Source organism: Leisingera sp. S232, assembly GCF_049800895.1.
Classification (GTDB): Bacteria; Pseudomonadota; Alphaproteobacteria; order Rhodobacterales; family Rhodobacteraceae; genus Leisingera.
The window spans coordinates 56499-75296 of record NZ_JBNAFX010000017.1 but is presented as its reverse complement, the minus strand read 5'-3'; the positions used below and the strand labels follow the sequence as shown (position 1 = coordinate 75296).

Here is an 18798-nt window from a genome sequence, read left to right as displayed (position 1 = left end):
CAAAAACATGTTCCAAGTAGACCTTTCCAAGAACCGTATTCAAAAGCTTGAAGAAAAGAGATTTTCAGACCTCAACCTGCGAGAGCGGGAGCATCTCCAGGAATGGCTGGCCGGGCAGCCGGATGCGCTTGGAGAGGAGCTCCTGATCATCCAAAAGGAGTTCGACGGTTTCGCCGACACGCGCGAACGGTTGGACCTGCTGGCGCTCGACAAGGACGGGCAGCTTGTGGTGATCGAAAACAAGCTCGATGACAGCGGCCGCGATGTGACCTGGCAGGCGCTGAAATACACCGCCTATGTTTCTGGGCTCACCAAAACGCAGATCATCGACATCTACCAGCAGTACCTGGACCGGTATTGCGGAGGCGGAAATGCTGCGGCGCAGATCTGCGAATTCCTGGATGTCGAAGAGCTTGGTGAGGTCATCCTTAATCCGGGTAATGACCAGCGTCTGATCTTCATCGCTGCCAACTTCAGGAAGGAAGTCACATCGACCGTCCTCTGGCTGCGTGAGCATCGCATTGATGCGCGGTGCTTCAAGGTCGTGCCGTATGTGTTTGGAGAAGAACTCTTTGTTGATATCCAGCCGGTGATCCCTACGTCTGAGGCGGCGGATTTCATGATTGGAATGGCCGAGAAAGAGACCGAGGCTAAGACTGTCCAGGGGGTTCAGCGGCGTAGCCACAAGCTGCGCCTTGAATTCTGGACCCAGGCGCTTGACGCCCTTCGGGCCCGAGGACTGAGCCGCTACAACAACATCAGCCCGACAAAGGATCATTGGTTGAGTTCAGGAACTGGTGTTTCCGGTGTCGTCTACAACCTGATCTATTCAAAAGACGAGGCACGGGTGGAGCTTAGTATCCAGAAGGCGGACAAGGCGGAGAACAAGTGGTTGTTTGACGAGTTGGAGGCGAAAAGGGATGAGATAGAAAATGAATTTGGGGCCGAGTTGAATTGGAAACGGATGGGCGAAAAAAAATCCAGCCGAATAGAGTACGCAAAACCTTTTGATGGATTTAACCGGGAAAACTGGCCGGAAATGATAGAATGGCTGGTGCAGTACATTGCCAAGCTTGACGGCGCCCTGGGAGATCAGCTGAAGCGCCTGAACCAGTCTCGCAAGTCAGGGGAGAATTTAGTCTGATGGCCTGGGCAAGCGAAGCGGACCTTGAAGCTGTCTTCATGGAAGACCTTGGGGCGCTGGGGTACTCCGTCCACCACGGTTCTGAAATTTCGCCTGAAATGCGCACACCGATGCGAACGAGCTTCCGGGAGACCTTTCTTCTGCCGGTATTTTTCGATGCGCTGAAACGACTGAACCCTGAGCTGCCGGTCACTGCGGTCCAGGAGGCTGCGACGAGGGTACATGATGTCGTGTACGCCACTGACGTTGTCCAGGAAAACCGGCGTCTGCATGACCTCCTCGTCAATGGTGTGGCTCTGACCTATTTCGCCGATGGTGAAGAACGCAATGCGCGTGTTCAGATTGTCGATTGGGAAAACAAGAAGAATGACTGGCGTGCCGTCAATCAGGTGGATGTAGTCGGAAAGAATCCTCGGATACCGGATGTGGTACTATTCCTGAACGGCCTGCCACTGGTCGTTGTTGAACTGAAGGGGACGGAAGGGGCCGGAATTGACGCCGCCTATCGGCAGATTGACACATACAAAGAAGATATCCCCGATCTGTTTCGCACATCGCTTCTTACCGTGATTTCAGATGGGCTGAATGCCCGCTATGGTTCGTTGTCGGCCGGACTGGATCGTTTCATGCGATGGCGTACCATCGACGGCGAAACTATAGTCGAAGAAAATACGTCTCTTGCCCTCCAAACTCTGACCCAAGGGCTTTTGGATCCACAAACGCTTCTGGACCTGCTGCGCTGGTTTGTAGTGTTCGAGGATGAGGGTAGAGGGCCGGTCAAGAAGATTGCCGGCTACCATCAATTCCATGCTGTACGGAAGGCCATCCAGACGATTCTGACGGCTCAGGGAGGCGATGGCAAAGGCGGTGTCATCTGGCACACACAGGGGTCTGGTAAATCTCTGCTGATGACCTTCCTTGCTGGACGCGTAATGCGGCATCCCGGCCTTGAAAACCCGACCCTGGTGGTTCTGACTGACCGTAATGATCTGGATAATCAGCTTTTTGCGACCTTCGGTCGGTGCAAGGATCTGTTTGGCGAAGATCCAGTCCAGGCCGACAGCATCAGTGATCTGAAAGATCTACTTAATCGTGAAGTGGGTGGCGTTGTCTTTTCCACGATTCAGAAATTCCGCCCGGAAACAGGTGAAGTTTTCCCGGAACTGACGGACCGGTCCAACGTAATCGTCATGGTCGATGAGGCGCATCGCACTCAATACGGGTTTGAAGCGAAGATGAAGAAGGAGACTGGGGAAGTCCGTCATGGCCTTGCATACCAACTTCGTCAGGCGCTCCCCAATGCTGTTTACATCGCCTTCACAGGAACTCCTGTTGAGTTGGTCGGAGCTAACACAAGGGGTGTATTTGGCGAATACATTGATGTGTATGACATCGCCCAAGCCGTCGAGGATGGAGCGACGGTTCCAATCTACTATGAAGCACGAGTTGCCAAGGTCGAGCTGGACGAGGAGTTTTCCAGGGAACTCGACGAGAAATTCGACGAAGCCACCGAAGTAATGGAAGAAAACGAGGCGGCAGCGATCGCTCGAAAATGGTCGCGTGTCGAAGCACTGGTTGGAGCCAACAAGCGCCTGGATACGGTGGTCGAAGACATCCTGGAGCATTTCGACGCGCGGCTTGAGGCGATGGACGGCAAGGCGATGATTGTCTGCATGAGCCGACGCATTTGCGTGGAAGTGTACAATAGGATCGTGGAACTGAGGCCTGAATGGCATGGGGACACGGACGAATCTGGTCAGGTCAAAGTCATCATGACCGGTAGCGCAACGGATCCAGCGGAATTCCGGCCCCATATTCGCTCGAAGTCCCGCCAGGAAGCCATCAGGAACCGAACAAAGGATCCTGCGGATCCGTTGAGGCTCGTCATCGTCCGTGACATGTGGTTGACCGGATTTGATGCACCCTGCATGCATACACTTTATGTCGACAAGCCGATGCGAGGGCATGGCCTCATGCAAGCTATCGCCCGGGTGAACCGTGTATTTCAGGACAAACCTGCAGGGCTGGTCGTTGATTACATTGGTATCGCTGCGGAATTGAAAAGTGCGCTTGCCCACTACAGTCAGTCCGACCAGCAACAGACAGGGATCAGTGAAGCCGAGGCCGTCGCGGCTTTCCTGGATGCGCTTGACGTGGCGCGCACCCAGTTCCATGGCTTTGACTATTCTCAGGCCCTGGGGGGGACACCTGCTGAGCGGCTTCGCGTACTACCGGGTGCACTCGATCACATTCTGCAAAAGGAAAGACTGGGCGAAGGCGGTGCTGTAAAACGTTTCAGCGATGCCACTGCCGCCCTGGTGAAGGCCTTCAAGCTTGCTTCAGGCAGTCCTCAGGCTACGGAGCACACGGAAGAAGTAGCCTTTTTTTCTGCCGTCAGATCAGGCCTGGAAAAGGTTGGGGCGGTGCAGGTCAGGCGGTCATCCAGGAATCCGGATTTTGCAATTCAGCAGCTTGTGAATCGTGCAGTTGCGTCAACAGAGGTTGTTGATATCCTTGAAGCTTGCGGCTTCGATCGTCCTGATATCAGCGTTCTGTCTGATGCCTTCATGATCGAAATCCAAAATATGAAGTACAAGAACCTGGCGGTGGAAGCTCTCAAGAAGCTTCTCAACGGTGAGATCTCTGCGAAGACCAGAACGAATATCGTCCAGAAAGAGGAGTTTTCCTCTCGTCTGGAGCAAGCGATTGCTAAATATCACAATAGAAGTGTCGACGCCCTTCAGATCCTTCAGGAACTGATCGAAATTGCGAAGGACCTTCGGGATCAACCTGACGACGGTTTGTCTGCGGAAGAACGCGCATTTTATGATGCCCTGTCGCAAAATGACAGCGCGGTTGAGATCATGGACAATGATAAGTTGCGTGTAATAGCCGCGGAACTGGTGAATACGGTACGAAAGAATTCAGGTACGGATTGGTGGCGCCGGGATAATGTGCGAGCGAGGATGCGCATTGCAGTGAAGAAAATTCTTCAGCGGCATGGATACCCACCTGATCTTGCATCTGAGGCTGTGAAGACCGTTCTTCGTCAAGCCGAAGCCCTGGCAGTCGAGTTACGTTGAGCGACACGTTGAACCAAGGAGATAGGCCCCACGGTCGTTTGGTGTCTCTTCAACTGTGTCAGTTTCTTCTGTCGAGCGGTGAGCACTCTGTAATCCCGGCCTACGCGTGCCGGTGCAAATCTCATTCCCCAGAGTTTTCCTGATGATATAGTTTGAGTGTTATTTTAATGGAAAGAGATGAGCCATGGATGATAGAGCGCTGATTTCCGAAATTAGCAGAATTTTGGACATGCATGGTCTTGAGCATGGCAAGCGAGACGCGGCGTTGGGTGTGCTTTGGATCGTATTGCATCCAAATTCCACGCCGACCTCAAAAAAGAATATTTGCGACGATGGAAGTATCCTCAATAGTCAGCGCTGGACTCTATTCAACAATCAACGTGAGACCGAAATGAAAGTCGAACTCCACTATAATACTGACATAAAGTAGGCTTGCTGTGATTGGACACCGCCCCTTTCTCAGCAAGCTGAAATTGGGACGGCGCATCTCATGACGGAGAAAGTGAGGATCCTTCAACCATTCGAAAATGGGGTTCGCATTGGCTGCATATCGCTGCGCCACCAGTGCCACTGAAATCCCCTGCGTCGTTGCCTACGCTCAACTCTCGTGCTCTTCTTCGTCCGATTAAAGCCCCTTCTTCCGCCCGCCCATAAATCACTCGTCAAGGCGCCGTCAGGTCAGGTTCAACGGGCGCTTGCGTCGAACGCGGCGTCTTCCCAGATAGAAGCGAATTTCTCCTGCGCAGCTGTGAACTGAACGTCAATCAGTCGAGCGAGATCCGTGAGCTGTATGAATTTCTGAGCCTTCTGGCTGTTGTTCTCTACTCCAGTGTATGGCAAGCGGATGTCGCCGCCGTCGATTTTTTGCTTCAGCGTATCCGGCTTGTAGTTCAAATACTGCGCTACGTGTTCCAGCGGGATAATCGGATTTCCGCCGAAATGGGCGAGCAGCATGTCGATGGTTTTCATCTTGGTCTCCTTTGCTTGTGGAGAGGAAATGCGTTTCTGCTTCAAAAGGCGGAAAACTGGTTTGATAGGAGTTTGATGGCCGATGCATGGAACCCGGCCATCGGGGTTATCAGTGAAGTGACTTGCATCTCTCCAGGATCAGTTGATGCCAGTCCCAGTTGGCGAATTTGTCGCCTTCTTCTTCAACGTGTTCGTAGCGGTACAGACATCCACCATTCTTGTGACCTGAGATTTTTCTGACGAATGAAGCAGACTTTCCCATCTCGAATTGCCGACTGATGGCTTCGTGCCGAAAGTCATGGAAGCGCAGATCGACGACTCCGACCTTGTCCCGGTGGCGGCGGTATGCTGTCCCAACCGAGCGCGGATTGTAAGGGAAGATGAACTCAGACGTCCTGGGCATTGCCAGGATAATCTCCAACGCTTCACTCGGAAGAGTGCACCAAACGTTGTTTCCCTTTTTTTGCCTGGGATGTTTCATGTCGCGCACGAGGATCGTGCCACTATTCACGCGCAGATCATCCCACCTCAGTCTGCAGATTTCGCTCAAACGACGCGCCGAATAGATTGCAAAGACCGCCAGGATGTCTGCAGGTATCTTCTGCCGAGGATTTTCCGAGATAGCAGTCAGGATTTTGTTCAGCTCACAGAGTTCCGGTCGGCGATCGCGCTCTTCGGATCGAGCCAGAACCTCATCTTCCCAAAGAGTTCGCATGGCCAGGCTGACCACTTCGATGGGGATCAAAGCTCCTCGGTCCTTGGCCCAGGAGAGTGTCCTCGCCAGGTGAGTCATGTATCCCGCGACAGTCTGCGGCATTCTTTCACCAGCCGACAATAGATCTGCATAGTCGTATAGCTGTTGCTGGGTCAGCGTTGATACCTTGGTCTTTCCGAACTCGTCGGCCTTGATGAACGTCAGCACTTGAAGGGCAGATCGGCCAAGGGTTTTTCCGCGCTTCAATCGATCGTCGATGACATCTGAGATTGTAGTTTCCGTCACGATTTGAATTGGAAACCCGTTTAGCTCGATGTTGCGGAGTTGGTTGTTTCGCCATTTTTTTGCGTTTGGCAGGTGCTTGAAGGTTTTCGTGAGGCTGTGCTGTTTTCCATCGACACGCTTTCGGATTTGTACCCGGTAGGAGAACTTTCCATTCTTGCCTTCAAACCGAGTGATGTTCTGTTCCTCGAATTTTTTCCCAGGGATCTCCTTGCGAGGTTTCTTTTCTTTCTGCTCGGCCGACGAGATCGGTATGGTGCTTTCTGAAACCCCGGCAGCAGTCACAGTGGTTGCTTGAGAAGGGGAGCGGTGGAAGAGGTTCTGGGCAGTAATCGCTGCGAGCACATCCGTTGTGCTTTTGTTGATAGTGGTCATGGAATTCGTCCCATCTTGATTTCGATGAAAGGGAATTCGGTTCGTCCACACGAAAAATGATTCCGGGGTTTGATAGCCAAATTCCGAGGGAAGAAGGGAAGATGGAACCGGTGGTGCCCGGGCCAGGAACCAGCTGCATTTGGGCCGCTGTTTGTAGGCTTTGGATGTGCTACACCGTAGCACGCTCGAATCGAGAACCTCCGAAAATCCCCGGAAATACGGTGAAATCAGGGGAAATCGTGCTACGCGAAGTTTGGGGCTGAATGGAGTTAACGCTTTGAAAAATAACGCACAAAAAGCAGCGCGTTTAAGCGTGGCACCCATGATGGACTGGACCGATCGCAACTGCCGCTATCTGCACCGGCTGCTGAGCCGGGAGACGCTGCTTTACACCGAGATGGTCACCGCGCCGGCCCTGGTGCGGGGCGGGGCGCTGCATCTTTTGGACTTCAGCGCCGAGGAACATCCGGTGGCCCTGCAGCTGGGCGGTTCCGATCCCGCAGAGCTGGCAGAGGCTGCGCGTCTAGGGGCGCAGGCAGGCTATGATGAGATCAACCTCAACTGCGGTTGCCCCAGCGATCGGGTGCAGTCGGGCGCCTTTGGTGCGGTGCTGATGCAGACGCCGGAGCTGGTGGCAGATTGCGTTGCGGCCATGCGCGAGGCGGTTGAGGTGGAGGTCACCGTCAAATGTCGCATCGGCGTGGATGAGCAGGAGCCAGAGGACGTGCTGCCGGATTTCCTCGAGAAAATCCGTGCGGCGGGCTGCCATCGCGTGACCATCCATGCCCGCAAAGCCTGGCTGCAGGGGCTGTCGCCCAAGGAGAACCGGGACATCCCGCCGCTGGACTATGATCTGGTGCACCGGATGAAGGCGGCGTTTCCGGACCTGCATGTCTCGATCAACGGCGGCATTGCCACGCTGGCAGAGGCCAGGGCGCAGCTGGACCGGGGCCTTGACGGGGTGATGGTGGGGCGTGCGGCCTATCACCAACCTGCGGATGTGCTCTGTGCGGCTGACCATGAGATTTACGGCACCGGTGCCGCCAGCGATCCGGCGGATGCAGTGCGGCAGATGCTGCCCTATATCGAGGCGCGGCTGACTGACGGCGCCAAGCTGAACCAGATTACCCGGCATATGCTGGGGCTATTTGCGGGCAGGCCCGGTGCGCGGCAATGGCGGCGGATGTTGTCCGAGGGCGCCTGCCGGGCGGGCGCGGGGCCTGATCTGGTGCTGGAGGCGCTGGCGCAGGTGGAAAACCGCGCCGCAGCGTGACCGGATGCCTCACAGGTGAATGCCTTGTGCTGGCTGTGCACGGCGGCTAACCCTTTGCCAAAGACGCAAAAGCCCGAGGTGTTTCGTATGACTGACCCTGCCTTGACATCCGCCCTATGGCCAGAGCCGGAATTGCTGATGCAGATGGCAGGGCTGCTGCTTGTGATCGGCGCCTTTGCCGGCGTGTTGGCGGGCCTTCTGGGCGTGGGCGGCGGCATCGTACTGGTGCCTGCCTTTTTCTACGCTTTCCAGACCCTGGGATATGGCGGCGATCAGCTGATGCAGATCTGTCTTGCGACCTCGCTGGCGACGATCATCGTGACCTCGCTGCGATCCGTTATGAGCCACAACAAAAAAGGCGCGGTGGATTGGCAGATCCTGCGCAGCTGGGGCATCGGTATTGCGCTGGGGGCTGTTGTTGGCGTGCTTGCGGCCTCGGTTTTGCGCTCATCCGTGCTGCAGGGAGTCTTTGGTGGGCTGGCGCTGGTGATTGGCCTGTACCTGGGGTTGGGCCGGTCCGAATGGCGCCTGGCGGAAGATATGCCAGAGGGGGGCAAACGGATGGCGCTGTCGCCGGCCGTGGGAGCGCTGTCAGTGCTGATGGGCATTGGCGGCGGCAGTTTTGGTGTGCCGCTGATGACCTTGCATGGGGTGGCGGTGCACCGGGCGGTGGCAACCGCTGCCGGGTTCGGCGTGATCATCGCGGTGCCGTCGGTTGCCGGTTTCCTGTTGTTGGACGTGGACCCGGCCACGCGCCCGCCTTTCACGATCGGGGCGGTCAATCTGGTGGCCTTTTTCATCGTGATTGCGATGACGCTGATCACCGCCCCCTGGGGCGTCAAGCTGGCCCATGCGATGGACCCCAAACCGCTGAAACGGGTGTTTGGGGCGTTTCTGGTGCTGGTGGCGCTCAATATGCTGCGCAAAGCGTTTGGGTACTGAGCCAATGGATCAGCAGGTCGAACAGTTTCAGGACAAGGGCTGGGTGCGCTTTGCCCATGATCCGCAAGTGGCAGAATGGGCTGCGACTGCGCATCAGCACGGGGTAACGGCGCTGGACGACCCGGCCTGCGCCGAGTGGTTCCAATGTGAGCGCACCTGGTTCATTGGTGTGGATGCCTTGCCCAACGATGCCAAGGGCCGCCTGCCGGACGGGCCGCCACTGGCTGGGGCGCCGGTGGCATTCATCAGAAACTTTTACGGCCCTATTCCGGACCTGCACCGGGCACAGGTGTCCTCTGTCTTTGCTGGCTATCCGCGCCCGCGTCCCGGCGAGGGGGAGGCTGCCTTCCGCTACCGTGTCAAACGCGACGCAGCGCATGTGGACGGGGTCAAGATGTATGGCGAGCACCGCCGCCGCAAGGTCGAGGAACCGCATGCCTGGGTGCTGGGCATCCCGCTGAATGAAAGCAGCCCCGATGCTTCGCCCTTGGTGATCTGGGAGGGCAGCCACAGGATCATGCGCCGCGCTTTTGCCGCTGCGTTCGCAGACGTGCCGCAGGCCGACTGGGCGGATGTGGATGTAACCGATGCCTATACGGCAGCCCGCGCCGAAGTGTTCGAGACCTGCCCGCGCATCACGGTGCACGCCAACCCCGGTGAAAGCTATCTGATGCACCGCCTGTGCCTGCACGGGGTTGCGCCCTGGGGCGAGGGGGCGAGCGCGCCGGAAGAGGGTAGGATGATTGCGTACTTCCGCCCGGAGCTGGCGGATTGGACCAAGGGGTGGCTGTTGGAAGGCGTATCTCGATGAAGGTCAGAAAATAAAATGGTCTGAAGTCAGTTCATCAAGCTCGACGTTTTTCAACACGAGCGATGCGCCATCATCCCGCACGATGACACTATTCCGCTTTTGCACAAAGGTCAGATCCTCCATCGTTTCGGCTGAGGTCGCGATTTGAAGGGCGTCTTCATCGGAGAAATCCCTGACAATGTCTCTGCCACCGCCAGTGTTGAGTACAAAAACATCACTTCCCGCTCCACCGATGAGTTTATCTGCATCAGCTCCGCCAGAAAGCACGTCGGCGCCGGCTCCACCTTTGAGTGTATCCTGTCCTTCACCGCCCAAGAGAAAGTCTTTTCCGCCCCTTCCAAGAAGAAGATCATTGCCCTGTAGCCCCTCAAAATGATCCTTTCGCTGACCTCCGTCAAAGCGTAAATCCAAAACGGCTTCCATTTGTTCGCCTTGAGAGAAGGAGAGCCCATCCACATTGACCGAAATAGAGTTTTCAGAAAAACCAACAAATTCTTCAGGAACTTCCAGCGTGTTATAGGTGTCCAATATGCGCGCGTCTCGGATTGAAACTTTACTATTTTCTCCCAGCGCATCGAAAGTCAGTACGTACCCATTAAAACCGTCAGAGGGAACATTCAAAAAAGCTCCTGACACCAGGACCTCGTAGTGCACAATGCTCCCCCGTATGTCGAACTGAGCAGGGACTACATTGAACGCGTCACCGTTAAGATCAAAAAAGGAAGCATCATTGAACTCGATTCCGAAGGTTGAAATCGTTGATTTGACAGGTTGCGTGATGGCGTTAGTGAGGTCAGGAGCAAAAACTTCAAGTTCTACATTTGTTCCGGATAGCATCATTGGTTACCTTTAAAAAATGCGCTTTAGGCTTAAAAAGCGCGATTGAGATTGTCGCAGATAGAAGGTTCTGTCGTTTATGTATTTCGCAACCGAAATTTGCAAAGCTAAAAAGTAGGGACAAGTGCGAATGCTCTCAGAGAGCCGCAGCGAATTCCTGCGTCCGGGGCGCTTCTGAAGGTAGGCTGCGATTTACAAAAGCTGAGGCGCAATTTTACAGGCAGACGCTCACCCACATAAAATAAGTCAGCACTATTGCCTAAATGTTTCGCGCGCGAAACATTTGGTCAGTGCTTATTCCGCATGATTGACAAGCGGTTACCCCGCAGCGCGCCGCGTTAGCTGCGCTTTAACCTTGCGCCGCGGCCGCCGCGGCGTTTGACCAGTTTGCTGGCGCGCTCTGGCAGGTCGTTCATGATGCCTGCGCGTTCGTCATTGGTCATCTTGGACCAGTCGCGGATCTCGTCGATTGTGCGATAGCAGCCGGTGCAGATGCGCGATTCAGGATGGACGACGCAGATCTTGATGCAGGGGGATTGGATTTCGTCCCGTTTCCAAACGTCGTCAGTCATCATTCACCCGTTCTTCAAATGCCGCATTCGGTCCAATGCGCCTTGGAGAATATAGGAAGCCGCGACGTGGTCGATAACCTCTGCGCGGCGTTTGCGTGTCGTATCTGCTTCAAGAAGCGCTTTTTCTGCTGCCACGGTGCTGAGACGCTCGTCCCAGAAGCCAATCGGCAGATTGCTGAGCTGGCCGAGGTTGCGGGCAAAGGCGCGGGTGGATTGGCAGCGCGGGCCTTCGGTGCCGTCCATGTTGCGCGGCAGGCCCAGCAGGATGCCGCTGATGTCGCGGGCCTGGATGATCTCCAGCAGGCGGGCAGCATCCACAGAGAACTTCTTGCGCTTGACGGTTTCCAGCGGCGTGGCCACGGCGCCGATGCGGTCAGAGACGGCAACGCCGATGGTCTTGGTGCCCAGGTCCAGCCCCATCAGTGCGTTCATCGGCGGCAGGGCGGCGGCGAAATCTTCGAAAACGTCGTGGATCATTCTGTAAGTCCTGCCTGTGCGGCGATTGTGTCCAGCAGCTCCAGCGCCTCGGGGGTGCCAGCAAAGGCGCTGCTGGCCTCGTCATAAACGGTGCGGGCGCGCTCGGTTTCGCCCAGTACCGACAGGGCGCCGATCAGGCGGGCCCATTCTTCGGCGCTGCCGCCCTCGGTGGCCAGACGGTCCGACAGGCGGGTAACCATGCCACGGATCATCTCTTGCTGTTCTTCGGCAGAGAGACTTGCGGCGCCTTGCATGTCCTCGGCGCTGGGGCCGGGCAGGGCGGGGGCGGTGCCACCGCCGGGTGCAATCGGGCGGTGTTCAACACCGGCGCGAAAGGCCATTTCCTCGATCTGGCCCTGAATGCCCTTGATCCACAAAGCATCTGCAGGTCCGTCACGCAAAGTTGCGACCCATTCGCGGTAGGCAAGATCCGGGCGGCCGATCTGCCCTAGCATCAGGCCCCAGTAGTAACGGGCCGGGCCATGGGTGGGATCAATCGCCCGGGCTTTTTGCAGATCCGTTTGCGCCTGGGGAGAGACATAGCCACCGGCCGCCATGATCTTCAGCTCGGCCAATTCGGTGAAATCGCGTGCGTTGACCTGGCCACCGGCCAGGCGGATGTAGTTTGTCTTGGCCTCATAGGCGGCCTTGAAGTTGCCGAGGTTGGCCTCGTGCTGGGCCAGCAGCGCCTGCCCCTGCGGGTCATCGGCGCGTTCGCCTGCGGTTTTGCGAAGCTGTTCAACCAGCCTGAGGTAGCCGTCCTCTGCCTCGGGGCGCTCAATCGCTGGAACATCGGCCTCTGCCTCAGCCTGAGAAGGGCGGTTTTCGGCGCGTTCGCCTGCCAGGCGGATACGGTCCTGGAGGCCAAGGTCGCCGTAGCCGGGCGCGCCCAGCTGCCAGTACAGGCCCAGGGTACCGCCAGAGATCAGCAGCGCAGTGGCAATAGCAAAGCCGAGCGACAACAAGCGGGGCTGGGCGGGGCCTGACGTGCGTTTCTGCACCTGTGCATCAGCTGCCAGAATGCGGCGCGAGATTTCGGTTCGGATGCGCTCTGCGTCGGCCTCAACGATGACGCCGCGGGCCAAGTCCTTGTCGACTTCACCCAGCTGCTGGCGATAAACCCGCAGATCATAGGCCGCAGCAGGTTCGCCTTGCTCGCGAGCGCGAATGATGATCATTGCCAGCAGCAGGGCTGCCGAAAGGGCGATAAGGGCGGTGACTGTCCAGAAAACCATGCCGTCTCCGTAGTTTGGTTTTGATCTATATGCGGGGACGGACGAGCGAAAGAGCCAATCTGCCGCGGGATGCTGCAATGCGTCATGATTGGATGTCGCAATATGGCAGAAACAGGGCGATAAACGGCACTGCTCAGCCATGCGTTTCGGGCATACCCGCTTTCAGATACGAACCATCGGATTCGCTCATGAAACGCTATTCAGTCTTTGCTGTTGCGCGGGAAGCCCTGCGCTATCACACCGGATGGGAGCGCGCCTGGCGCTCGCCGGAACCCAAACGTCACTACGATGTCGTCATCGTGGGTGCGGGTGGGCATGGCCTTGCCACTGCCTACTACCTGGGGAAAAACTTCGGCATTACCAATGTCGCAATTATCGAGAAGGGCTGGCTGGGTGGCGGCAATACGGGCCGTAACACCACCATCATCCGCTCGAACTACCTGCAGGATCCCTCGGCTGCGATCTATGAAAAGGCGCGCAGCCTCTATGAGACCATGTCGCAGGATCTGAACTACAATGTGATGTTCAGCCCGCGCGGCGTGATCATGCTGGCCCAGACCGAGCATGAGATCCGCGGTTATAAACGCACTGCCCATGCCAACCAGCAGCAGGGTGTGCAGACCGAGTGGATCAGCCCCGAGCGCGTCAAAGAGATCGTGCCGATCATCAACCTGGATGGTCCGCGTTACCCGGTGCTGGGCGGTCTTTATCAGGAACGCGGCGGCACTGCCCGTCACGATGCTGTGGCCTGGGGCTATGCGCGGGCTTGTTCCGACATGGGCATGGATATCATCCAGAAATGTGAAGTCACCGGCGTGCGCACCGAGAACGGCCGCACCGTGGGTGTCGACACCACCAAAGGCCCGATCGACTGCGACAAGATTGGCATGATCGTTGCGGGTAACGCCTCTGTCCTGTCGGAAATGGCGGGCTTCCGTCTGCCGATGGAATCCGTGGCCCTGCAGGCAATGGTATCTGAGCCGATCAAACCCTGCATGGATGTGGTTGTGATGGCCAATACCGTGCACGGCTATATGTCCCAGTCCGACAAGGGCGAGATGGTCATTGGCGGCGGCACTGACGGGTTCAACAACTACACCCAGCGCGGCAGCTTCCACCATATCGAGGAAACCGTGCGCGCCCTGGTCGAAACCTTCCCGATGGTCAGCCGCCTGAAGATGCTGCGCCAGTGGGGCGGTATTGTGGACGTGACCGGCGACCGTTCGCCGATCATCTCGAAAACACCGGTCCAGAACTGCTTTATCAACTGTGGCTGGGGCACCGGCGGCTTTAAGTCGATCCCCGGCTCGGGCTGGGCGATGGCAGAGCTGATGGCCACCGGCCATTCGCCGCTGACCGAGGAGTTCTCGATCAACCGCTTCAAAGAAGGCAAGTTCATCGACGAGAGCGTCGCCGCTGGCGTGGCGCACTAACGCTGCAAAATTCAATACTATGGAGCAAGCACCATGCTGATCCTTGAATGCCCCTATTGCGGCGTCAAAGCCGAAGAAACCGAACTGGCCGCGGGCGGCGAAGCGCATCTGAAGCGCTTTGGCCCCGGCTCCTCGGATGATGAGTTCCATGACTACCTGTTCATGCGCGAAAACCCCAAAGGCGTTCACTTTGAACGCTGGCGCCATGCCAATGGCTGCGGCAAGTGGTTCCACGCCGCGCGCTGCACCATGACGCTGGAGGTCTTTGGCACCTACACGGCGCAGACCTCAGTGCCGACGCAGGAGATCATCGACAAGATCGCTGCCAAGCGCCCGGGTTGGACCTGGCGCGAATTTGCGGACGAAAAGTAATGATCCTCCGCCTGACTGAAACACCCGCTTTTCTCTTGAAAGGTCTGAGCACATGAGCACGCGTCTCGCCAATCAGGGCCGGCTGATCGACCGCTCCAAACAGATCGACTTCACCTTCAACGGCAAGTCCATGAAGGGTTTTGCCGGCGATACGCTGGCATCCGCACTCTTGGCCAATGGCCAGGTGATGATGGGCCGGTCGTTCAAATACCACCGTCCGCGCGGCGTCGTGGCATCGGGTTCGGAAGAGCCCAATGCGCTGATGCAGCTGGGCGTGGGCGACCGTTACGAGCCGAACCAGCGCGCCACCACCACCGAGCTGTTCTCGGGGTTGTCGGCAAATTCGCAGAACCACTGGCCCAGCCTGGAGTTCGACGTTCTGTCGATCAACAACAAGCTGAGCCGTTTTCTGACCGCCGGTTTCTATTACAAGATGTTCATCCACCCGCGTCCGCTGTGGAAACACGTCTATGAGCCGATCATCCGCAAGTCCGCAGGTCTGGGCGCAGCCCCCGACAAGGAACTGAAGGACGCCGACACCTACGAGCACTTCTATTTCTTTGCGGATGTGCTGGTCATTGGCGGCGGCGTTGCCGGTCTGCAGGCAGCCAAGGCAGCTGCGGCATCCGGCGCCAAGGTTCTGGTGCTGGAGCAGAACAATTTCTGGGGCGGCCGCGCGCCGGTCGACGGCGGCACCATCGACGGTGACAGCCCTGACGCCTGGGTCGCCAAGACCCTGGCTGAGCTGCGCGATATGGACAACGTCACCCTGCGCGACCGCTGCATGGGGTCTGGTGTTTATGACCACGGCTATGCCCTGGGTTATGAACGCCTGACCGACCACGCACCGGGTCAGGGTGGCCCGCGCCACCGTCTGTGGCGGATCCGCGCCAGCCAAATCGTCACCGCAACCGGTGCGATTGAACGTCCGCTGTCCTTTGCCGGCAACGATGTTCCTGGTGTGATGCTGGCGGCCTCGATGCGCGATTATGTGGTGAACTGGGGTATCAACCCGGGCCAGAAGGTTGTGGTTGCAACCAACAACGACGACGCCTACCGCACCGCACTGGTGCTGCATGACGCAGGCGTCGAAGTGGTCCGCGTGATCGACACTCGCGAAACCGGCGGCGGCGCGCTGATGGAAGCGGTCCGCGAAAAAGGTATCCGGGTTGAGCTGGGCCGTGCCATCGCCAAGGTGAAGGACGGCAAATGCGTGACCGAAGTCGCCATCTGCGCCCAGAACGGCGAAGGCGGTGCGCGTGAAACCGTGCAGGCCGATGCAGTTGCGATGTCCGGCGGCTGGTCGCCGGTGGTGCACCTGTGGTCCCACTGCGGCGGCAAGCTGATCTGGGATGAGGCGAACGCCAACTTCCGTCCCGATGCCTCCCGTCCGCCGCTGGGCCATGACGGCAATGGTTTTGTTGTGCCTGCGGGCGCTGCAAACGGCGAATTTGGTCTGGCTGCGCTGCTGGAAGACGCAGCAGCGGCTGGTGCCAAGGCGGCCGAAGCGGCTGGCTTCCCGGCGAAATCCGTGGCGGCTGCCAAGGGTGAATCCGCAGCAGAAGTGCAGATGGAAGCGGTCTGGCTGATGCCTGCCAAGGCGGACATCAAGCTGCGCATGAAGTCTTGGCTGGACTATCAGAACGACGTGAAAGTGTCGGACGTTCAGCTGGCGGCCCGCGAAGGCTATGAAAGCGTCGAGCACACCAAGCGGTATACCACGCTGGGCATGGCGACCGACCAGGGCAAGCTGTCGAACATCAACGGCCTGGCCATTCTGGCCGACAGCCTGAACTCGGAAATTCCGCAGGTGGGTACCACCACTTTCCGTCCGCCCTACCATCCGATCTCGCTGGGCGCGATCGCCGGTGAGGCACGGGCCGAGATCTTCCAGCCGGTGCGCAAGACACCGATTGCTGACTGGATGGATCAGAACGGCGCGGATTGGGAACCGGTTGGCCAGTGGCGCCGTCCGTTCTCCATCAACAAGCCCGGTGAGGACCGTCATGCCGCGGTGAACCGCGAGGTTAAGAACACCCGCGAGAACCTCGGCCTGCTGGACGCCTCGACCCTGGGCAAGCTGGTGGTCAAAGGCCCCGACGCAGGCAAGTTCCTGGACATGATGTACACCAACATGATGTCGACGCTGAAGATCGGCAAATGCCGCTATGGCCTGATGTGCACCGAGAACGGCTTCCTGATGGACGACGGTGTGGTTGCCCGCATCGACGAGGACACCTGGCTGTGCCACACCACCACCGGCGGAGCCGAGCGCATCCACGGCTGGATGGAAGAATGGCTGCAGACCGAATGGTGGGACTGGAAAGTCTATGTGGCCAATGTGACCGAGCAATACGCGCAGATCGCTGTGGTTGGCCCCAACGCCCGCAAGGTGCTGGAGAAGCTGAACGCGGCAGCGGGCGGCGGCATGGATGTCAGCAAAGAGGCGCTGCCCTTCATGGAATGGCGCGACGGCAAGATCGGTGAATTCGACGCCCGGGCTTACCGGATCTCCTTCTCGGGCGAGCTGTCCTATGAGATCGCGGTTGCGGCCTCTGAGGGCCAGGCGTTCTGGGATGCGCTGATGGAGGCAGGCAAGGAATTCGGCGTCATGCCTTATGGCACGGAGACCCTGCACATCCTGCGGGCCGAAAAAGGTTTCATCATGATCGGCGACGAGACCGATGGCACCGTGATCCCGCAGGATCTGGGTCTGCATTGGGCGCTGTCCAAGAAGAAAGAAGACTATCTGGGCAAACGCGCGCAGGCGCGCTCTCATATGGTCGATCCGGAACGCTGGCAGCTGGTTGGTCTGGAAACCGTCGATGGTTCGGTGCTGCCTGACGGCGCCTATGCGGTGGGTGAAGGCGTTAACGCCAACGGCCAGCGCAACATGATCGGCCGGGTGACCTCGACCTATTTCTCCGCCACCCTGAATAAGGGCATCGCCATGGGCCTGGTCAAACACGGTCCCAAGCGGATGGGTGAAGTGATCGAATTCCCGGGCACCGACGGTGTGACCTACAAAGCCAAGATCGTTGACCCGGTCTTCTACGACAAGGAAGGGGAAAAGCAGAATGTCTAAGGCTGTTTCCGTACTGAACGGCGCCCAGTATACCGGGCTGGCCAAGGTCGAGGACGCGGGGCTGCAGGGCATGATCACCCTGCGCGGCGATCTGGGTTCATCGGCGCTGAAGGCGGCTGTCAAAGCCGCCACCGGCGCCGAGGTTCCGGGTCAGGGGTCTGTCAATGTTGCCGAAAACGGCGCCGTTGCCTGGATGTCCACCGACGAGCTGCTGCTCTTGGTGCCATATGAGGACGCGGTTGCCAAAACCGCCGAAGTGGCTGAGGCGCTGAAAGGCGAGCACGCGCTGGCTGTGAACGTCTCGGATGCCCGTGCCTTCTTCCGTCTGTCGGGCGAGGGCGCGCGCGAGGTGCTGGGTAAAGTGAGCCCGGTGGACTTTGACGAGGCTGCCTTCAAGGCGGGTCAGTTCCGCCGTTCGCGCCTGGCGCAGGTGGCTGGCGCATTCTGGCTGAACGAGGACGGCAGCTTTTATATCGTCTGCTTCCGCTCAGTTGGCGAATATGTGTTCAAATTGCTGAGCACCGCGGCGCATCCACAAAGTAAGGTGGGCGTTTATTAAAATTTTCGCTCGCTTTTTTCTTGTGACGCCATTGCGCGTCATTTACGGTGCTCTGGAAATCTCCAGGGCACCGTTTTTGTTTGCGCAAAGAACTGGAGAACAGGCTTTACAGATTATGTAGGCGTTTGATTCTAAACCCGTTCCCTGCTGTCGGGGCGGTTGTCTGAACTGTTTCGGGAGCAGCTGATGAATCTGCAGAGATGCGGAATTGCGGCATTGTTTTTTACGATAGCCAGTGGTGTTTCCCAAGCAGGGCCGAGCATGACCTGCGATCTGAAGCCGCTGTCTGGGCAGGCTTGGGTCCCCAGCCGGATTGACGTTCATTTTTCACCAGATTTTGGATCGGCGACAGTGACGGATGTTGCCTTTTCGGTGTCGGTTCCTGCTCTGGTGGTTCAGAAAAGCGAAAACTCATTTGTTCTGACATGGAAGCTGCCGGAATTGGCCGTGATGCCGAACGGCTGGCGGCAGGAGCCGGAATACAGAGCGGTACTGAATAAAGCCAATCAAAAGATGAGCATCCAGGCCTCCGCCCGCGGAGGACGTGCCAAACCAGTTCGCGGCGCAGGACGCTGCCAGCAGGAGGGCAGTCTGCCGATGGTGGCAGATGGCTTGCCCGGCTGAACACGGCAGC

At 57.8% G+C, this 18798-nt stretch carries 17 protein-coding genes; 11 read left to right on the top strand and 6 right to left on the bottom strand.

The genetic code is table 11. The annotated features are described in order from the left end of the window. Positions 1-7: 7 nt before the first annotated feature. The 3 genes from ACP151_RS12060 (at position 8) to ACP151_RS12050 (ending at position 4657) form a co-directional block, all read left to right on the top strand. On the top strand, positions 8-1144 hold the full coding sequence (locus ACP151_RS12060) for a DUF4268 domain-containing protein (protein ID WP_424979151.1): 1137 nt from the start codon (positions 8-10) through the stop codon (positions 1142-1144). Continuing rightward, positions 1144-4227: a type I restriction endonuclease subunit R gene (locus tag ACP151_RS12055; RefSeq protein WP_424979150.1), complete on the top strand. Its 3084-nt coding sequence runs from the start codon at positions 1144-1146 to the stop codon at positions 4225-4227. The genes ACP151_RS12060 and ACP151_RS12055 overlap by 1 nt, the downstream gene beginning before the upstream one ends. Positions 4228-4411: 184 nt before the next feature. Further along, positions 4412-4657, top strand: a complete 246-nt coding sequence (locus ACP151_RS12050; protein ID WP_058280674.1) for a hypothetical protein — start codon at positions 4412-4414, stop codon at positions 4655-4657. 254 nt (positions 4658-4911) lie between these two features. On the opposite strand, the gene ACP151_RS12045 is transcribed toward ACP151_RS12050, so the two are convergent. Further along, a complete protein-coding gene (locus ACP151_RS12045; protein WP_051371952.1) occupies positions 4912-5196 on the bottom strand; it encodes a pyocin activator PrtN family protein in 285 nt (94 codons plus the stop codon). A gap of 109 nt (positions 5197-5305) precedes the next feature. Further along, a complete protein-coding gene (locus tag ACP151_RS12040; protein ID WP_424979149.1) occupies positions 5306-6568 on the bottom strand; it encodes a tyrosine-type recombinase/integrase in 1263 nt (420 codons plus the stop codon). A 277-nt stretch (positions 6569-6845) separates the two neighbouring features. Between ACP151_RS12040 and dusA the strand changes: the two genes are divergently transcribed. The 3 genes from dusA (at position 6846) to ACP151_RS12025 (ending at position 9594) form a co-directional block, all read left to right on the top strand. Beyond that, the gene (gene dusA, locus ACP151_RS12035; RefSeq protein ID WP_424979148.1) at positions 6846-7841 is read left to right on the top strand and encodes a tRNA dihydrouridine(20/20a) synthase DusA; all 996 of its coding nucleotides are present in this window, start codon (positions 6846-6848) and stop codon (positions 7839-7841) included. Between the two features lie 87 nt (positions 7842-7928). Then, positions 7929-8783 carry a sulfite exporter TauE/SafE family protein gene (locus ACP151_RS12030; RefSeq protein WP_424979147.1) on the top strand — a complete coding sequence of 285 codons (855 nt, stop codon included), beginning with the start codon at positions 7929-7931 and terminating at the stop codon, positions 8781-8783. 4 nt (positions 8784-8787) lie between these two features. Further along, positions 8788-9594: a hypothetical protein gene (locus ACP151_RS12025; RefSeq protein WP_424979146.1), complete on the top strand. Its 807-nt coding sequence runs from the start codon at positions 8788-8790 to the stop codon at positions 9592-9594. Between the two features lie 3 nt (positions 9595-9597). On the opposite strand, the gene ACP151_RS12020 is transcribed toward ACP151_RS12025, so the two are convergent. The 4 genes from ACP151_RS12020 to ccmI form a co-directional block, all read right to left on the bottom strand. Then, positions 9598-10434, bottom strand: a complete 837-nt coding sequence (locus ACP151_RS12020; protein WP_424979145.1) for a calcium-binding protein — start codon at positions 10432-10434, stop codon at positions 9598-9600. Positions 10435-10769: 335 nt separating this feature from the next. After that, on the bottom strand, positions 10770-11003 hold the full coding sequence (locus tag ACP151_RS12015) for a DUF1289 domain-containing protein (protein ID WP_424979144.1): 234 nt from the start codon (positions 11001-11003) through the stop codon (positions 10770-10772). Between the two features lie 3 nt (positions 11004-11006). Then, complete coding sequence (ruvX, locus tag ACP151_RS12010; protein WP_424979143.1) at positions 11007-11480, bottom strand: Holliday junction resolvase RuvX; 474 nt, start codon at positions 11478-11480, stop codon at positions 11007-11009. Further along, positions 11477-12715 carry a c-type cytochrome biogenesis protein CcmI gene (ccmI, locus tag ACP151_RS12005; RefSeq protein ID WP_424979142.1) on the bottom strand — a complete coding sequence of 413 codons (1239 nt, stop codon included), beginning with the start codon at positions 12713-12715 and terminating at the stop codon, positions 11477-11479. The genes ruvX and ccmI overlap by 4 nt, the downstream gene beginning before the upstream one ends. Positions 12716-12903: 188 nt before the next feature. Here ccmI and ACP151_RS12000 point away from each other — a divergent pair, with 188 nt between their 5' ends. From ACP151_RS12000 to ACP151_RS11980, 5 genes are all read left to right on the top strand, one after another. Then, the gene (locus ACP151_RS12000) at positions 12904-14148 is read left to right on the top strand and encodes a sarcosine oxidase subunit beta family protein (protein WP_424979141.1); all 1245 of its coding nucleotides are present in this window, start codon (positions 12904-12906) and stop codon (positions 14146-14148) included. Positions 14149-14181: 33 nt separating this feature from the next. Beyond that, positions 14182-14520, top strand: coding sequence for a sarcosine oxidase subunit delta (locus tag ACP151_RS11995; protein WP_424979140.1), 339 nt, complete (start codon positions 14182-14184; stop codon positions 14518-14520). A gap of 52 nt (positions 14521-14572) precedes the next feature. Next, positions 14573-17605, top strand: coding sequence for a sarcosine oxidase subunit alpha family protein (locus tag ACP151_RS11990; protein ID WP_424979139.1), 3033 nt, complete (start codon positions 14573-14575; stop codon positions 17603-17605). Further along, positions 17598-18164, top strand: coding sequence for a sarcosine oxidase subunit gamma (locus tag ACP151_RS11985; RefSeq protein WP_424979138.1), 567 nt, complete (start codon positions 17598-17600; stop codon positions 18162-18164). Before ACP151_RS11990 ends, ACP151_RS11985 begins: the two co-directional genes overlap by 8 nt. Before the next feature lie 351 nt (positions 18165-18515). After that, the gene (locus ACP151_RS11980) at positions 18516-18788 is read left to right on the top strand and encodes a hypothetical protein (protein WP_424979137.1); all 273 of its coding nucleotides are present in this window, start codon (positions 18516-18518) and stop codon (positions 18786-18788) included. The last annotated feature ends 10 nt before the right edge of the window (positions 18789-18798 follow it).

Bases quoted from the DNA above. Each gene is read 5' to 3' on its own strand.
- ACP151_RS12060 (WP_424979151.1), top strand. From the start codon at position 8: ATGTTCCAAGTAGACCTTTCCAAGAACCGTATTCAAAAGCTTGAAGAA.
- ACP151_RS12055 (WP_424979150.1), top strand. From the start codon at position 1,144: ATGGCCTGGGCAAGCGAAGCGGACCTTGAAGCTGTCTTCATGGAAGAC.
- ACP151_RS12050 (WP_058280674.1), top strand. From the start codon at position 4,412: ATGGATGATAGAGCGCTGATTTCCGAAATTAGCAGAATTTTGGACATG.
- ACP151_RS12045 (WP_051371952.1), bottom strand. From the start codon at position 5,196: ATGAAAACCATCGACATGCTGCTCGCCCATTTCGGCGGAAATCCGATT.
- ACP151_RS12040 (WP_424979149.1), bottom strand. From the start codon at position 6,568: ATGACCACTATCAACAAAAGCACAACGGATGTGCTCGCAGCGATTACT.
- ACP151_RS12030 (WP_424979147.1), top strand. From the start codon at position 7,929: ATGACTGACCCTGCCTTGACATCCGCCCTATGGCCAGAGCCGGAATTG.
- ACP151_RS12025 (WP_424979146.1), top strand. From the start codon at position 8,788: ATGGATCAGCAGGTCGAACAGTTTCAGGACAAGGGCTGGGTGCGCTTT.
- ACP151_RS12020 (WP_424979145.1), bottom strand. From the start codon at position 10,434: ATGATGCTATCCGGAACAAATGTAGAACTTGAAGTTTTTGCTCCTGAC.
- ACP151_RS12015 (WP_424979144.1), bottom strand. From the start codon at position 11,003: ATGACTGACGACGTTTGGAAACGGGACGAAATCCAATCCCCCTGCATC.
- ruvX (WP_424979143.1), bottom strand. From the start codon at position 11,480: ATGATCCACGACGTTTTCGAAGATTTCGCCGCCGCCCTGCCGCCGATG.
- ccmI (WP_424979142.1), bottom strand. From the start codon at position 12,715: ATGGTTTTCTGGACAGTCACCGCCCTTATCGCCCTTTCGGCAGCCCTG.
- ACP151_RS12000 (WP_424979141.1), top strand. From the start codon at position 12,904: ATGAAACGCTATTCAGTCTTTGCTGTTGCGCGGGAAGCCCTGCGCTAT.
- ACP151_RS11995 (WP_424979140.1), top strand. From the start codon at position 14,182: ATGCTGATCCTTGAATGCCCCTATTGCGGCGTCAAAGCCGAAGAAACC.
- ACP151_RS11990 (WP_424979139.1), top strand. From the start codon at position 14,573: ATGAGCACGCGTCTCGCCAATCAGGGCCGGCTGATCGACCGCTCCAAA.
- ACP151_RS11985 (WP_424979138.1), top strand. From the start codon at position 17,598: ATGTCTAAGGCTGTTTCCGTACTGAACGGCGCCCAGTATACCGGGCTG.